Origin of the sequence: Candidatus Methanoperedens sp. (assembly GCA_012026795.1) — an archaeon.
Taxonomy (GTDB): domain Archaea; phylum Halobacteriota; class Methanosarcinia; order Methanosarcinales; family Methanoperedenaceae; genus Methanoperedens.
In genome coordinates this window covers 89,562-104,574 of record VEPM01000011.1, presented here as the reverse complement: position 1 = coordinate 104,574, position 15,013 = coordinate 89,562, and the positions used below count along the sequence as shown (strand labels likewise).

General features: G+C 36.8%; 16 protein-coding genes. 7 read left to right on the top strand and 9 right to left on the bottom strand.

Features of this window, described 5'->3' with window-relative positions; translation table 11 throughout:
• Nucleotides 1-27: 27 nt before the first annotated feature.
• From cas3 to FIB07_06340, 5 genes are read right to left on the bottom strand one after another with little or no spacing between them, the layout of a single operon-like run.
• Nucleotides 28-2,208 carry a CRISPR-associated helicase Cas3' gene (gene cas3, locus FIB07_06360; protein ID NJD52477.1) on the bottom strand — a complete coding sequence of 727 codons (2,181 nt, stop codon included), beginning with the start codon at nt 2,206-2,208 and terminating at the stop codon, nt 28-30.
• A complete protein-coding gene (gene cas5b, locus FIB07_06355; GenBank protein NJD52476.1) occupies nt 2,180-2,833 on the bottom strand; it encodes a type I-B CRISPR-associated protein Cas5 in 654 nt (217 codons plus the stop codon). Before cas5b ends, cas3 begins: the two co-directional genes overlap by 29 nt.
• A 1-nt stretch (nt 2,834) precedes the next feature.
• On the bottom strand, nt 2,835-3,878 hold the full coding sequence (cas7i, locus tag FIB07_06350) for a type I-B CRISPR-associated protein Cas7/Cst2/DevR (GenBank protein NJD52475.1): 1,044 nt from the start codon (nt 3,876-3,878) through the stop codon (nt 2,835-2,837).
• A complete protein-coding gene (gene cas8a1, locus FIB07_06345) occupies nt 3,875-5,266 on the bottom strand; it encodes a type I-B CRISPR-associated protein Cas8b1/Cst1 (GenBank protein ID NJD52474.1) in 1,392 nt (463 codons plus the stop codon). The genes cas7i and cas8a1 overlap by 4 nt, the downstream gene beginning before the upstream one ends.
• Nucleotides 5,266-5,622: a hypothetical protein gene (locus tag FIB07_06340; GenBank protein ID NJD52473.1), complete on the bottom strand. Its 357-nt coding sequence runs from the start codon at nt 5,620-5,622 to the stop codon at nt 5,266-5,268. Before FIB07_06340 ends, cas8a1 begins: the two co-directional genes overlap by 1 nt.
• 225 nt (nt 5,623-5,847) lie before the next feature.
• Between FIB07_06340 and FIB07_06335 the strand changes: the two genes are divergently transcribed.
• Nucleotides 5,848-6,273 carry a type II toxin-antitoxin system death-on-curing family toxin gene (locus tag FIB07_06335; GenBank protein ID NJD52472.1) on the top strand — a complete coding sequence of 142 codons (426 nt, stop codon included), beginning with the start codon at nt 5,848-5,850 and terminating at the stop codon, nt 6,271-6,273.
• A gap of 413 nt (nt 6,274-6,686) precedes the next feature.
• Here FIB07_06335 and cas6 read toward each other — a convergent pair whose 3' ends face one another.
• A complete protein-coding gene (gene cas6 / locus FIB07_06330; protein ID NJD52471.1) occupies nt 6,687-7,421 on the bottom strand; it encodes a CRISPR-associated endoribonuclease Cas6 in 735 nt (244 codons plus the stop codon).
• A gap of 151 nt (nt 7,422-7,572) precedes the next feature.
• On the opposite strand from cas6, the gene trxB reads away from it, so the two are divergent.
• Complete coding sequence (gene trxB / locus FIB07_06325; protein NJD52470.1) at nt 7,573-8,487, top strand: thioredoxin-disulfide reductase; 915 nt, start codon at nt 7,573-7,575, stop codon at nt 8,485-8,487.
• Between the two features lie 59 nt (nt 8,488-8,546).
• On the top strand, nt 8,547-9,011 hold the full coding sequence (locus FIB07_06320; GenBank protein NJD52469.1) for a methyl-accepting chemotaxis protein: 465 nt from the start codon (nt 8,547-8,549) through the stop codon (nt 9,009-9,011).
• A gap of 6 nt (nt 9,012-9,017) precedes the next feature.
• On the opposite strand, the gene rimI is transcribed toward FIB07_06320, so the two are convergent.
• Nucleotides 9,018-9,467 carry a ribosomal-protein-alanine N-acetyltransferase gene (gene rimI / locus FIB07_06315; protein ID NJD52468.1) on the bottom strand — a complete coding sequence of 150 codons (450 nt, stop codon included), beginning with the start codon at nt 9,465-9,467 and terminating at the stop codon, nt 9,018-9,020.
• 233 nt (nt 9,468-9,700) lie between these two features.
• On the opposite strand from rimI, the gene FIB07_06310 reads away from it, so the two are divergent.
• Complete coding sequence (locus tag FIB07_06310; protein ID NJD52467.1) at nt 9,701-10,657, top strand: Gfo/Idh/MocA family oxidoreductase; 957 nt, start codon at nt 9,701-9,703, stop codon at nt 10,655-10,657.
• Nucleotides 10,658-10,693: 36 nt separating this feature from the next.
• Here the strand turns inward: FIB07_06310 and FIB07_06305 are convergent, their stop codons facing one another.
• Both FIB07_06305 and FIB07_06300 read right to left on the bottom strand, forming a co-directional pair.
• A complete protein-coding gene (locus FIB07_06305; GenBank protein ID NJD52466.1) occupies nt 10,694-12,121 on the bottom strand; it encodes a nucleotide sugar dehydrogenase in 1,428 nt (475 codons plus the stop codon).
• Nucleotides 12,122-12,477: 356 nt separating this feature from the next.
• Nucleotides 12,478-12,657 (bottom strand): hypothetical protein, encoded by a 180-nt coding sequence (locus FIB07_06300; GenBank protein ID NJD52465.1) that lies wholly within the window; start codon nt 12,655-12,657, stop codon nt 12,478-12,480.
• A gap of 145 nt (nt 12,658-12,802) precedes the next feature.
• Between FIB07_06300 and FIB07_06295 the strand changes: the two genes are divergently transcribed.
• From FIB07_06295 to FIB07_06285, 3 genes are all read left to right on the top strand, one after another.
• Nucleotides 12,803-13,084: a hypothetical protein gene (locus FIB07_06295; protein ID NJD52464.1), complete on the top strand. Its 282-nt coding sequence runs from the start codon at nt 12,803-12,805 to the stop codon at nt 13,082-13,084.
• 8 nt (nt 13,085-13,092) lie between these two features.
• A complete protein-coding gene (locus FIB07_06290; GenBank protein ID NJD52463.1) occupies nt 13,093-13,458 on the top strand; it encodes a hypothetical protein in 366 nt (121 codons plus the stop codon).
• A gap of 66 nt (nt 13,459-13,524) precedes the next feature.
• Entirely contained in the window at nt 13,525-14,991 is a 1,467-nt protein-coding gene (locus FIB07_06285; GenBank protein ID NJD52462.1) for a proline--tRNA ligase, read from the top strand.
• Nucleotides 14,992-15,013 lie beyond the last annotated feature (22 nt).

Here is a 15,013-nt window from a genome sequence, read left to right as displayed (position 1 = left end):
AATAAGAAGATGAGTTTTTTTTCAACTTTATATTATATTTTGATTTTCTTCATGTTCATTTATCAATAATCCCAATTCTGGATCATATTTTGCAGTTATAAAAGTCTTTTTGTCGAAATCAACCCGTCCTTCTTTGAGTAGTTTTTGAAATTGACCATTCGTTAATTGCAGACAATATTGCATGGCATCGAATAACTTTTTATTTCGGATACGGTCAAGATATTCCTGCCGATATTTTTCAGGAACTGCTTCTATGGAATTAAATAAATTATAAAAGTCTGATTCTCTTGTGTTTGAATTATTGAAAGGTACTATACTATCTATCATTTTTCTAAATGAAGTTTTCGTATCTTCAAATTCTTTTTGTTTATTGCCAAAACCATTAATATATATTTCATCGACTGCTTGATATAATTTATCTTCAAACAATAAGTCAATTTCACTGAGAACTTTTAAAGTTTTATTTACAATCATTTTATCATAGATATATCGATCATTTTCAGAACCTTTTGAAAAAACAAATACATCGCAAATGCCTTTGAGTGGTAATCCATCGCTATTTTTTCGTCTATTAATTCTTCCAAATCGCTGTATTAAAGCATCAATTGGAGCCGGTTCAGAGAAACATACATCATAATCAATATCAAGCGAAACTTCAATGACTTGTGTACCCACTAATAAATTCAGATTTTCAAGATTTTTTTCAATTGTTTCCCTGTCTTTCAAGATAAATCTACCATGCAACAAAGCAGATTCGGTAACTACATTTTTCAATTTATTATAAACATTCTGGGCTCTATTTACGGTATTACATACAACCAAAACTTTTTCTTTATTCTGCAATCTTTTTATTATTAGATCAATATTTGCAAGGATATCTCCATCGATTATCTTGCATTTATGGCGAAGGTATTTGCTCAATTCTTTTTTATCCATAAACATTTCATTCCCAATATGAAGATTATCTAAAAACATATTTTTCAGAAATGATGGCATCGTTGCAGACATTATCAATATTTTGGCATCATTCTCCTCTATCAAATACTCACACATAGATAATATCAATCCCGCTGTTTTGGCATCATAAGAATGTATCTCGTCAAAAATAAATCTCCCGCGGTACATTTCTAATAATCCCATCTCATATCCTTTCAATGAAAAGAAATGTTTTAAAATTTGAAAAGGTGTCATTACTTTATATGGACTATAAATTTTCTTAGATAAATTATGTATTCCTCTAAAATCACCATCATAGAACATCTTATATAAAAAATAAGACGCTTTTCCATGTAATAATGATACACAACTATCATCTGAATAATATGGGCTTAATTTAATCAACAATCGCCTATACATTGCATTTATACTCGCAGTGTAGGGTAAAACATAAAATATTCTATTTCCTAGTGTTTTATCGAGATTATTTGTAGCCCAAAATAGGGATGCTTCAGTTTTTCCAGAACCGGTTGGTGAAATAATAATCGCATTACCTTTAGTTGATAAACACTTTTCCTGAACACTCGTAACGGACTTAAAATTATATACATTACTCAAGCTTGGTAATGGTTTAAGAATCGTTTTTATCCCACTGGAAGCTAAATAATCACAAGAATTTATCATCCCTTTTCCAAATATCCCCATCTTTGATGAAAAATCCATTCTTTTCTTTTGTATTATTTCCTCCCATATCGACTTATCTTTCGATATATTCTCAATAAGATCGACTTTGCATTCTATTGTGCCTAATATTTTTTTAGAGATTTCTGGATATTTGGTTATTATTTCATTCAGTGCATTTATATTAGGTTTGATTTCCTCTAATCGTTCTTCATAACGAATACCCAAAAAATCGCTATCTTCAATATATTCTACTAATTTATTAATATCTTTGTGGTGAGTTAGTACTAATATCTTGACAAAATCGAGATTTTCTTTGTTCAGGCAATTAATAAGTGGTGTTGAAAGAATTTCATGCCTATACTTCCATTCTTCTCCTTTTGGAGATAATGATTTTTGAAAACCTTCTGCAGCCTTACCAAAATCATGAAAAAACAAAGCATCAAAAGTATCATTATAAAAAGAAGGATAATTTGTAAATTTTTGTAAGTCTGGATAAATATCCTTTAGCTGAGCGAAAATATTAAGACAATTATTTGTATGTTCTTCAAGTGATTCGCCATTACTTTTTGCTTTTATCGTTGAACTCATGCATATATACGCCCTTATTTAGCTCAGTATCATAGTATGCTCTTTCAATCAGTTGTTTTGATTCTACGATACAATAAGTTCTTACTTCAATTGGTTTTCTTTCAGCTTCATCTGTATAATCAGAGGGTAAAGCAACGATTTGTCCTGGCACTTTCCCATCGAAAAGTATCATTGTATTATATATTTCAACATTTTCTTTTGGAATCAAAGTCATTTCTTCTATCTTTGTTATCTTAGCTAAATCTGATTGTCTGCCAAGTAAAAGAGTGAAGTGCGGGTTCTCTAAATATTTTTTAAAACCTAAATCCGATATATATAATGTCAATATGCAATCATATAAAAATTCCCTATGTATTATATTGCTGCCAAGATATGAAACGGGTTTATTTTTATCCCCCCCACCGAACTCAAGAATCCGCTCCAGATCAACACCGCTTCCTTTAGATGTAAAATCATAACCAATGGATAAATCATAAACACTGACTTTTTCACCCTTTGCAGCGGAGAGCAAACCATATATCGTAGATATTGGAGGAATTTTATATGTAGGCTGATAAGATACCACAAACATAGGGTATCTAAATGAAGCTGTAATCGCCCGTATTTCAACACGAAGAACTTCCATATTATTCGCCAATAATTTTAGTATTTGTCAATATCTCCTCTATGAATTGATCAATTGCTTTAACTGGAGTCGTAATCACAACGTTAACTCCATCTGGCGCTTTGAAACTATCCAATTCTTTATCTTTATCTGATCCAAAGCCTGATAATTTACCGATATAGACTTTGCTCAATAGTGAATCCTTATAATCCTCCAACATTTCAGATAATGCATCGATATTGACCAATCCATTATCGTATTTATTGTGAGGCATTACATCCATGAATATATTATTGCCATTGTTCAATACCGCCAGCATAATTAACTTAGGAGTTACATCAGTGTGATGCAATGTCTGCATGGCACCACCATTCAAAAACTTCAGAGCTTTAATGGTATCAGAAATTCGCGTCTTCTTTTTTTCTAACGTAAGTACATATGTTTTTTCATCTTTTTTTAATCCATTTTTTTCATACTTTTCTGCGAGGTCTTTTGATAAGTTTTTGCTACCGGGTTTATCAATTATTGTAAATTTTCCGACTGAATCAATATCCAGCGCAAAAATACCTTTAAATATATTGCTATAAAATTGATGAGTGAAAAGTATTGGATCAGTTTCAAGTTTTCTCACTAATACACCAAAATCTGAAGTAGGTCTTATTGGAAATCCAATTAAAGGCGAGCATTTTAATGGAGATACTCTTGTAACAGTCACATTTTCCATCTTTAACTTATCTTTTTTATCTTTCTCTAAAGTTTCAATTTTTCTGGCGCTCATATACCCAAAAATATCGTCATCATCGTATTCCAATGGATCACCTTTCGTAACAGCTTGATTTTTTCCAATTTTTTCCACAGGTGAGCATTTCCATCCAAATTTATTTTCTAAAACCATTCTCCACCAGTATCTTAACGCCTGTGCTGAAACGTATGGTCTCATCCCTTCTGGAGATTGAATTACTTTTGTTGCTACTTCATTCTCGTTCGCTGCTCTCTGATCTATTCCTCGATTATTCAGCGCCGAAAATGGCGCATCAATTAAATAAGTTCCTATTATTGTTTTCATTCCTCATCACCTTTTGATTTTTCTTGTTCGACTTCATCGTTTACTACACTCGATAGAATATTATGCAATTTTTCGTATAACCTTATTATTATTAAATCCTGAACTTCTTTCCAATTGGAATAATCTTCAGGGATGATTATTGAGATATATTCTTCATATGTTATCATTGGTTGTTCCTTACCCAATTTTTGCCAATCCCTGAAAACTAATCTCAATTGATTTCTAAAAGTTGGTAAATCTCTGGCTGAAATAATATCGTTAATCCTCTTTTTATTTTTACTCTCTTCGATGCAGATGGCGATTTTATCAGCCAGATTTTTGATGCCCTCAATTCTCTGTTTATTCATATTTCTCACTAACTCCATATAATATTCAACTATAATCCACGGTAATGTAGGTTTCTTTTCGATATCATCTCTGAAAGCCCATAATATAGTTTCATTTTTTAATAAAGAATCATGAATCCTATTATAACTGATTTTCCAGACTGGAGAATCACTTTTTGTATCTGATTTTGCATAATGTTTTGAAAGTAAATCATACCAATTTTTTTTGTATTGAGGACTTGTCATTACATTGATAACAAACCTGAAAATATTATTCGGTATTTTATGTATTGTAACCCCGGCTGGACTTTGATTATAATTATCAATGCGATATATTACAATTTCTTCGTTTTGTTTTAAAAGTCCTAATTTTTTATATTTTGTAGAGGTTTTATATGCTAAATGAAACAATGCATTTTGTGTTGATTTAAAACCCTCATCAAATATGCCAGAGACATCTTTGGATTTATAACCATTCAGTAATTTATTTTGAGTAATATATTCTATACATTCCTCTCCAAATCTCTTCATTATCTTAATATTGTTACAGCTTATGCAACTTGGTTTCCCACCTGTTTTATAAAATAGAATCGGTGCAAATTGGACTACAAAAGCACATTTTGCACAAATTGCAATGCCATTTTTAAATGATGGAGAAAAATTAGTAAAATCAGATGAACCGACTAAAGGTATTTGAGTTTTGACGAATGGTTTATCATCTTTCCTCTTGAATGCAGGTTTCCCACAAAAAATACAATAATCTCCATCCGTTTCATATTTATTTAAACCATCTATTAATTCATATAAGAACTCTTTGGACTTTCCTTCCCTATCATAATTCTTTGCATATTGAATATAAGTGCTATTTGGAAATATGGATAAAATATCTTTTGACCAAGCAGGAGTTAGATAAAGCTCAACAAGTTCATTTGATATCTTTCTTAATTCATCCTTTGAACAGTCATTTATTTCTTTCTTTCCCAATAATTTAATTGCGAGCAAACCGGAATCAACGAGTGGATCCCCAACAAATTCATTTTTCATTTCAATATCTTTATTCATCACTTCCCCTCCCCCACCCTCATCTTCTTCGCCTCCCTCAAAATCTCATCTATCCGATCCAGGAACTCAGGGGGCATCTCCAGGCTTATCATCAGGAGCAGCATCGAAACCGAGCCCCTTTTGAAAAACTCTTTTGCAAGAGATTCATTATCAAAATGTTTCTTGCCTATCTCCAGCATCTGTTTCCAATATGCATCGTCTGTAAGAGCCATCAATCCATCAGCGACATTTTCACATTGTGGAATATGCTTCGAAATGTCTTCGGGTGTCATCTCCGTTTCTTTCGGAGAAGGGCACTCAGACGCAAGATTCTTTTTCTTGCTTTTTGCTTTACCACTTCTCTTCTCCGCCTTCATGAACTCTTTAAATAATCTCTGAGATTATAAATCTTTTGAGAGTGGGGTGAAACTAATTTATTTTATCGAAAACTTATAGTGGATCGTTCATATTTCGCCCGAAAGGAAACGAGACAATAAACCGCAAAGGTCGCAAAGCATAGCAGCAAATCTTTGCGCCCTTTGCGTTCTTTGGGGTGAGCGTTCAATTAATCTTTGAATTCCTATCGGGTTATTTGACGCTGAATGACTATATATGATAGTCGAGTTTTTAAGCAAGTTCGATCAAAAGGGAACCAGATGGCAGAACTCACAGTCAGGAAAATAATCGAAATCCATGACGAGATCATACAAAAATATGGCGGGACAAGTGGTGTATTAAGTGAAGCTACACTGGAAATGCTCGTCTATAAAGTGAATCGTGAGCATAATGTGTTAAGACAATCATCTATGGTTCTGCACATGATAACGTCCCAACACCCGTTTTTTGATGGAAATAAAAGAACAGCCCTGGTGACGGCAGAAAAAATGCTTTACGATGAAGGATATTACATTCATGCAGAAGCTGAAAAAAAAGTTGATTTTATGATAAAAATAGCAGAATACAAATGTTCGGTAAAAACAATAGAAAAATGGGTCAAAAAATCAATCAGAGAACTACATCCGGGCTAATATCTTGAGAGCTTTATCATTTTTTTTCATTATTTCCAATACTTCTTCTTTTTCTTTGGATGTAAGCCCTTCTTCGTTTCTTACAACTGTCTTGGGCTGTTTTGCTTGATATCTCATGCAAGTATCAATTAGTTTTATTCTATATAAATCATGCTTCAATATTTCGCAAATTCAATCGATTTTTTTCAAGTTCGCTCTGCCTTCCCTTTTTCTTCTTCCCCCTATCTCCTCCTTCAGATCATCCAGGAACGGCGGGAGCATCCCCGTGCTGATCAAAAGCCCAGGCATCGAGTTTGCGCCCAGTAAAAAGAACATCTTCGCAGGGCATGCTACTTAAATAAGTTGCGGTAATGACCGCAATAAATGATAGATTTGTTACGGATTAAAACGCAATTCTAATAATGCTTAATATCTCATGTTGGCTGCCTTACAACATCCACACACCCGAACCCCATCGCATTCTTCTCCCCGAGTCCAGCATCAAACGCGAACTTCAAAAGTTCCGGGCTTGCCTGGAGCCGCATCCGGAACAGGCTGCAGCGCCTGTAACCTTCAGATATCCTGATCCGTTTGGGTTTCATATCGTTTATCTCTATTATGTCAAAATGATCCAGCGGAGCTTCACCATAGAATTCATTGAAACGCTGGACCAGATTCTTATGAAGATTCTCGTAGAACTTCGGATCTTTCGGGTAAAGATCAACTTCTCTTAGGTCCTCATTTTCTTTTCGTATCGTCTTTACATAAACTGGAGAAATTGCCCTGAACCGGCATTCATCCCCAAAACTTATTTCTTCCAGGATTTCAATGCGCTCAATTACCAGATCAACCTTCCCGGCAGGTCCATCCAGGTAAAACCCCGGCGCTATAAGTAGCCCTTCAGCAAAACTCTTGATAAATCTATCATCTGGCGAAGATAAGATAAAATATGCATTCTCAAAAAGAAGACCTGATTTGCAAAAACTCCTATTTATAAAAACAAGATTGGAAAAAGTATAGAATTTAAATCCCTGGTGAGCATGTGTCTCATTAGCTAACCTGATATCGGCTTGTGCAAGTTTAAAGTATAACATCGATGCAAGACCATATTGATAATCGAAATTTACCGGACGTTTTGAAATATTCCTGATTGTTATTTTGCTCCTCAATTTTAAATCTCCTGTGTGATAATGATTAAGACCTTTTTACCTGGCATAAATCTTTTCCCGCCTGGGTTTGAGTAATTCGATTTCATGTTCTTAAGCAATCTCCTTTAAACCTGTAAGAAATTATATACCACAATCACCATACAAGGACTGGATAATTATGATTTATGATGTAGTCATTATCGGCGGCGGGCCTGCGGGTCTCACTGCGGGAATTTATGTAAAGCGCGCTATGCTGAATGCTGTCCTTCTTGAAAAAATGGGTATCGGAGGACAGATAATTGTCACTGACAAAGTCGAGAACTTCCCGGGCTTCCTTGAGGTATCGGGCGCTGACCTTGCAGCGAAATTCGAAGAACAGGCACTCAAATTCGGGCTTGAAATGAAAAGTATGGCAGAAGTTGATTCAATTGAGGATAAAGGAAATATAAAGATCATTAAAACAACAGAAGGCGACATAGAAGCTAAATCGGTCATAATAGCGTCCGGCACAACGCCAAAAAGGCTGGGGGCAAAAGGGGAGATCGAATTAACAGGCAGGGGTGTTTCATATTGCGCCACATGTGACGGTTTTTTCTTCAAAGAAAAAGAGGTTGTAGTAATAGGCGGAGGAGATTCCGCGATTACTGAAGCTATTTACCTGACAAAGCTTGCAAAAAAAGTAACTGTGGTCCACAGGCGCAATGAGCTGCGTGCTGAAAAGATTAACCAGGAGCATGCTTTTTCAAATCCGAAAATAAGTTTTATCTGGGATTCGGTACTTGAAGAAATTGTGGGGAAAAACGTCGTTGAGAAGGTCATTTTGAAGAACCTGAAGACGAATGTGACCTCTGAGGTAAAAACAGACGGGGTCTTCATATATGTGGGTCTGATCCCCAATACAAAATTTACAGATGTAAAAAAGGATGAATGGGGATTTATAATTGCAAACGCTAAAATGGAAACTTCAGTCAAAGGTATATTTGCTGCAGGAGATTGCAGGGTCACACCACTTCGCCAGATAACAACAGCAGTCGGCGACGGGGCGATCGCTGCGGTATCTGCAGAAAGGTATCTTGAAGAATTATGATCCGTTATAATTTCTGTTAATTCATTCAGATTATTGAAAATCAACCGGAGGAAGGCAATTTGAACGAGAAAGAATTAAATCTGGATGATTACATATCCCTTGAAGAAAGGGAGCATTTACTTAATGGGTTACACAGATATCTTATATGGGTGGGAGAAAAAGTACCCGATGAAGTTCAGGTGAATGGGGAAAACATCAAACTCCACGAGATAATATGGCGTTGCATACATAATAAGGAGCTTTCGGAACAGGAAAAAGATCGTTTACTGGAACTTGTGACTCTTCTTGAAACTAAAGCGAAACATGATGAAGAGATCCTTCTAAGAGAGAATATCACAAAAGAAGAGGCAAAAAAATTATACAATGAGATCGCAAGTCTCATACGCGCAATTATGGATCTAAAGGAATGTGAAGCAGGTAAGGTCAGGTTAAAAGAGCCTCGTGATGACATAAAACGAAAAGTTGATGATGCACGGCGATGGATAGGGTTTTTGAAAAATGTGGGTAAAAAAAGCCCCCTGTGATTACAGCTATAACGTCAGTTTCATTAAACGGGCGTTCTGGCCGTCATTATAGTATTTTTCAGCTATCCCGAACTGGAAAAATCCAAGTCTCTCATAGAACCTTGTCGCTTTGATATTATCCATCCTGACCTCAAGGATTATTTCACTGACCCCCTTCTTTCGGAAAATGTTAATTATTTCTTTTAACAGGTTGCTACCAACACTCCTGTTTTGATATTTAGGGTCTACCGCAAGTGAAAAGATACGCCCTAATTCAGGCTGCGCCAGAAATCCTGCCACATAGCCTATAACAAAACCGTTAATATCAGCCACAATAAAAGTATCGGGATATGTCTCATAGAACTGCATGTAAAGATAAGGATCATGTTCATTGAAAACCTTCCTTTCGATGTCGATGACCCACTGGAAATCAGAGGGCTGGAATTTTCGTATAATTATCAATTTTTCTCCAATAATATGTGACCTGGTGTTGGTCTGTCTGTTAAACCATGATGTATAAAAGTATTACTATGGATGGGGAGTAGAATCAGATTCAATGATTATGATGATGTTTATATATATTATTATATTTTAATCTCATATAGATTTAAATAACTTGAAATCTTGATAAGTAATCCCTGAAAAAGATTATGAATAAACAAACAAAATGATTTAACAAATGGTGATTAACCGGTTAAATGAATAATTATATCGGGGTGATTCAAAAAATGAAAGTTGCTGTAATAGGTGGTGGCGCCATGGGGCAGCACCATATAAGAATATATAAAGAAATGAAAGACGTAGAACTTGTGGGGATATGTGATACGGACAGGAACAGGGCTGTTTCACTGGCTAAGGCAAATAATACCACACCATATTTTGACCACAATGAGTTGCTAAAACAGGACCTTGATGCAGTAAGCGTGGTAGTGCCAACGACTTTTCATTCAAGAGTTGCCCTTGATGTTATTGATTCGGGAACTCATTTGCTTGTCGAAAAACCTATCGCTGATACCCTCAAGAACGCCGATACAATGATACATGCGGCACATGATGCAAAGGTAAAGCTGATGGTAGGACATATTGAAAGATTTAATCCTGCGGTCTCAAAATTAAAAGATATTGTAGATTCTGGCATGCTCGGTAAGATAGTGTCCATTTCTTCAAGACGTGTCGGGCCATTCAATCCCCGGATACGTGATGTCGGGATAATAATGGATCTTGGCGTACACGATATCGATGTTATTTCATATCTTTACGGCCGCAAGATCAATGAAGTTTATACGATAGCCGGCAAAGATATCCATTCATTCGAAGATCATGCATCGATCCTTTTAAGATGCGATACAAATCTTTCAGGAATGGTCGAAACAAACTGGTTAACGCCGCATAAAATACGGAATCTTACTGCTATAGGATTAAAGGGTGTTGCATATCTCGATTATATTAAACAGACAGTGGAATTGCATGATGAGGCCTGGGTGCGCACAGCCAAGGTTGAACCAAAAGAGCCTTTAAAGAATGAACTGGAGCATTTCATTAAATCCGTGAGGGATAACACGGCTGTAATCTCCAATGGGGAAACAAGCAGGCATGCACTTGAAGTAGCAATGGCTGCAATTGAATCATATGAACAAAAGAAAGCAATAGGAATTGCTGAAAAATGAAATTTTATTTATAAAAAATATAAAACATATAATAATTTATTTATTGGAGATTTCGTGGTAGTTCTTATCTCCCCTGCCAATCCCTTTATACACGAATCCTTCCTTGATGAAAGCATCCGGATCAATCACATTCCTTCCATCGATTATGACGGGATGCTTATGCCCTGATAATTTCCTGGTGGCACTTGCATTAATATTCAAATATTGTTTATGTCCTGCAAAAATAACTATCGCATCTGCTCCTTTAATGCATTCATTAAGATCCTGTAATATTTTATGGCTGCCATCCTGGAAGACATACGGATCATGTATCGCAACTCTGGCGCCAGCTTTTTCCACCATCTCCAGATAAGGTTCAGAAGGCGTATTTCTCGTATCATCGGAGTTATTAATAAAAGCCCAGCCAAGTAATGCTATTTTTGAACCTTTGAATTTTTTCCCTGTACCTTTTAATCCCTCATTTGTAAGATTATACATATGCTGGGGCATAAAATCATTTATTTTCCGGGCAAGGACATAGAGGGATTCGGAATCCGCAGGATAATCCGGTTTTGAACCGGAAATTTTGACTCCCCTTTCAAGATGATAAGTATCTTTTGTTAAACAATGCCCCCCAACACCTGCTCCGGGGTAAAGGATGGCTCTTGTTATTCCTTCTCCTTTCAAGCTGTCAATGCCTGTCCTTACATCATATACATTTATTCTCATAGCTTCGCAATAAAGAGCTAATTCATTGATAGCAGCAATTTGTAAATCCCTGAATGTATTTTCAGCAGTCTTTGTAACCTCGGCTGCTGTTGAATCCATGGGTATTATTTTGCCTGTGGTCAGGACAGGGGTATAGAGTTCCACTGCACGCTGTGTACTTTCCTTATTTATCCCGCCAACTATCCTGTCGTGTTCCTGGATATTGCGTATAAGTCTTCCAACCATTACTCTTTCTGGAGCATGGGCCAGCGCAAAATCTTCACCCGGCATAAGGCCGGATTCTTCCTTCAGGATATCTGCTGCAAAATTTTTTGTAGTTCCGGGTGTTATCGTTGACTCAAGTACTACAAGAATTCCCTCGTTGAGGTACTTTCCGATCTGGCGTATTCCTTCCTCCAGCGCGCCAAAATCAGGCTCAAGTTCCCCCTTATCCTTAAATGGTGTCTGGATGGCAAGAGTGACTGCATCCACGTCTTTAATTTTTGAAAAATCAGATGTGCTTTCGAATTTACCCTGTGTACGGACTTTTTTGATCAGGTCTTCAAGTCCTGGTTCTTCTCCTTTAAGCGGGCTTATCCCATTGTTCAGCATTTCGATTTTATAACCTGAACTTCGGGATGCTCTCTGGAAACCCCATACAAAATCAAACTTTTCTGCAAATAAAACAGCTGATGGGATCCCCACATAGCCCATTCCGATCACGCCAACTTTGCGTATCGGGCCTTTTTCTCTTAATATTTTTTCAAGTTTACTCATGTTATTCTTTCGTTGAATTGATCGTTCTGATAATAAATTTTAGTATCACAGTATAAGTCATTTCAGATAATATATCGTCAAAAGGCATACACCGGAAGGTCTTTTCCAATTATATATAATGAAATGAGCATATCAATGAAATAATCAATTCTTTGTGAACATTACATGAATTGAGCCAGACAGGTCCATAGACGAAATCATGATGTTGCCAGGCACCAAGCTAATATATTTGTTTTGATAATTATTGTCATTATGTTTAACGGTTTATTTTCATATGGCATTGAAGAAACTATCAGAATTCATGTAATTCTTTCGAATCTCTTCTGGTGGATATCGCTACTTCTGGTCATTACAGCCTACAAGAACCGGCGTATCTGGAATGTTGGTGAAATGCCATGGACATATATGTTCCTTTCTTTTTTATTTTTCGGGATTCGTGAATTGGGACATTTGACTAAATCGCCTGTTTTCGACTCTATAAGATATATTTTTGGCATAAGTTCTGCGATATTCCTGACATCCGCATTAATACTCATTTATATTAAACTATATAAAAGAAAAACTATCTCAAAATCTATGAGTTTCATTCCGTTAATATTTGCTCTTTTATTTCCGATCCTTTTAATTTACATGTATTTTTCCGGAATGCAATATGAAAATATAAAAAATATTTTTTTTAAAATGGAAAATATTATATGGATAACAGGGGGCTCAATAACAGTATATACAACTTATATGCTTGGAACGAAATCAACTGGAAATTTTATCCGGGTTTTTATGTTTTTCCAATTAGCAGCTATTTTTGCCATTTTATGGAAGTTCCTTGGCATATTAGGCACTCTCAGCTGCCCCATTCCTTATTCAATCCGTGAACTTATGGAGACACTATTCGGAGTATGTGCAATAATCTCCATGTATATCCTTGAAAAAATGTTGAGAAAATTATCTATAAGTATTTCATAACGATTAAAATGACAACCAAAGCGGAATTATATTTACATGCACTTTCGGAACTGGAGAGTTCCACCGGAGATATCATCTCTACAGCTATCATAACGTATGACGGGCTTATTATGGCAAGCACAAGATCGGATACCATGAACAGAGAAACATTTGCTGCTTATGGGGCGGCTACATTCAAACGTGCCGGCGAAACCATGGAAGAGCTAACTGGTGAGAATATTGATATGTTAATATATGAATCAATAAACCACAGGGTTGTGACGGCTCGTGCGGGAAAATATGCCCTGTTGATAGTACTTACAGGAAAGAATGTCCAGATGGGGCTTGTACTTATTAATGTCCAGAATACTGCCAGGAAGATAAAAGAGTTATAAAATTATTTGCTACTATACAATTTATAGCCCTGAAACAATATTAGCATAATCCAATCGGTGACATCCATGGCAGAAACAAAAGATAAAGATAAATATAAAACATTACAGGAAAAAAAACCTGTTCTTCCCGCAAAATCAAATTTCAGTGAATGGTATAATGAACTACTTCTAATGGCGGAAATAATGGATGTTCGCTATCCTGTTAAAGGGCTTTATGTCTGGTTCCCGTTCGGGTTCGATGTACGAAAACGAACTTATGCGATAATACGTGAACTCCTGGATAAAGACCATAAGGAAGCTCTTTTTCCACTTCTGATCCCTGAAAACGAATTCATGAAGGAAGCGGAACACATTAAAGGTTTTGAAAATGAAGTTTACTGGGTCACACACGGCGGAAAGAACGAACTTGATGTAAAACTTGCTCTTCGCCCGACAAGTGAGACCGCTATTTATCCGATGTATAAAGTATGGGTGCGCTCACATGCGGACCTGCCCATCAAGATATACCAGGTCGTAAATACCTTCAGATATGAAACAAAGCACACGCGCCCGCTTATTCGTCTTCGTGAGATAACATCTTTTAAAGAAGCGCATACAGTTCATGCAACATGGGATGAAGCTGCTGATCAGGTAAAGGAAGCCACAAGGATCTACCAGGAGTTCTACAGGAGACTTGCAATCCCGACCATCGTATCAAAACGTCCGGACTGGGATAAATTCCCCGGCGCTGATTATACGATGGCAGTGGATACACTGATGCCGGATAACAAGACCCTGCAGATCGGAACAGCACATCACCTCGGAAGCAATTTCGCAAAAACATTTGATATCAAATACGAGGATATAAACGGCGAACAGGTGCTTGCGCACCAGACATGCTACGGGATCTCGGAACGAAGTATCGCAGCGTTAATATCATTACACGGGGACGATAAAGGACTTGTATTCCCGCCGGAGATAGCGCCCATCCAGGTCGTCATTATCCCGATATTATTCGGGAAGAGCGATGAGACATTGAATGCATGCCATGACATTGCAGGGAGATTAAAAGCAAAAAATATAAGGGTCGCCCTTGATGAAACCGACGAGCGCCCCGGAGCAAAATATTACAAATGGGAAATGAAAGGCGTCCCGCTAAGGGTCGAGATCGGCCCGCGCGACCTTAAGAATAATGCGGCCACAGTTGTTAGAAGGGACACCGGGAACAAGGAAAATGTACCTTTGATAGACATCGAAAATGAAATCGAAAAACGATTTTTCGCGATCCATGAAAGCCTGTTCAAGAAGGCCCGGGAGATCCTGGAAGGACGTTTGATCGCGTGTACGACCATTGAAGAAGTAAAAGAGAAGATCTCCAATGGGATCGTTAAGATACCGTGGTGCGGTGTTCATGAATGCGGGCTTGCTATGGAAGAAGCTGTTGGCGCAGGGATTTTAGGGGTACCTGAAGGTGAAATCGGGAAAGGACTCGGTATCTGTCCAGTATGTAAGAAAGAAACGGAAAATATTGCCATAATGGCAAAAACGTATTAGAGTGAAGTCGCTGGAAAACGAC

Bases quoted from the DNA above. Each gene is read 5' to 3' on its own strand.
- cas3 (NJD52477.1), bottom strand. From the start codon at position 2,208: ATGAGTTCAACGATAAAAGCAAAAAGTAATGGCGAATCACTTGAAGAA.
- cas5b (NJD52476.1), bottom strand. From the start codon at position 2,833: ATGGAAGTTCTTCGTGTTGAAATACGGGCGATTACAGCTTCATTTAGA.
- cas7i (NJD52475.1), bottom strand. From the start codon at position 3,878: ATGAAAACAATAATAGGAACTTATTTAATTGATGCGCCATTTTCGGCG.
- cas8a1 (NJD52474.1), bottom strand. From the start codon at position 5,266: ATGAATAAAGATATTGAAATGAAAAATGAATTTGTTGGGGATCCACTC.
- FIB07_06340 (NJD52473.1), bottom strand. From the start codon at position 5,622: ATGAAGGCGGAGAAGAGAAGTGGTAAAGCAAAAAGCAAGAAAAAGAAT.
- FIB07_06335 (NJD52472.1), top strand. From the start codon at position 5,848: ATGACTATATATGATAGTCGAGTTTTTAAGCAAGTTCGATCAAAAGGG.
- FIB07_06305 (NJD52466.1), bottom strand. From the start codon at position 12,121: ATGAGTAAACTTGAAAAAATATTAAGAGAAAAAGGCCCGATACGCAAA.
- FIB07_06300 (NJD52465.1), bottom strand. From the start codon at position 12,657: ATGAGTATTAATGCGGATGTCAGGAATATCGCAGAACTTATGCCAAAA.
- FIB07_06295 (NJD52464.1), top strand. From the start codon at position 12,803: ATGGAAAATATTATATGGATAACAGGGGGCTCAATAACAGTATATACA.
- FIB07_06290 (NJD52463.1), top strand. From the start codon at position 13,093: ATGACAACCAAAGCGGAATTATATTTACATGCACTTTCGGAACTGGAG.
- FIB07_06285 (NJD52462.1), top strand. From the start codon at position 13,525: ATGGCAGAAACAAAAGATAAAGATAAATATAAAACATTACAGGAAAAA.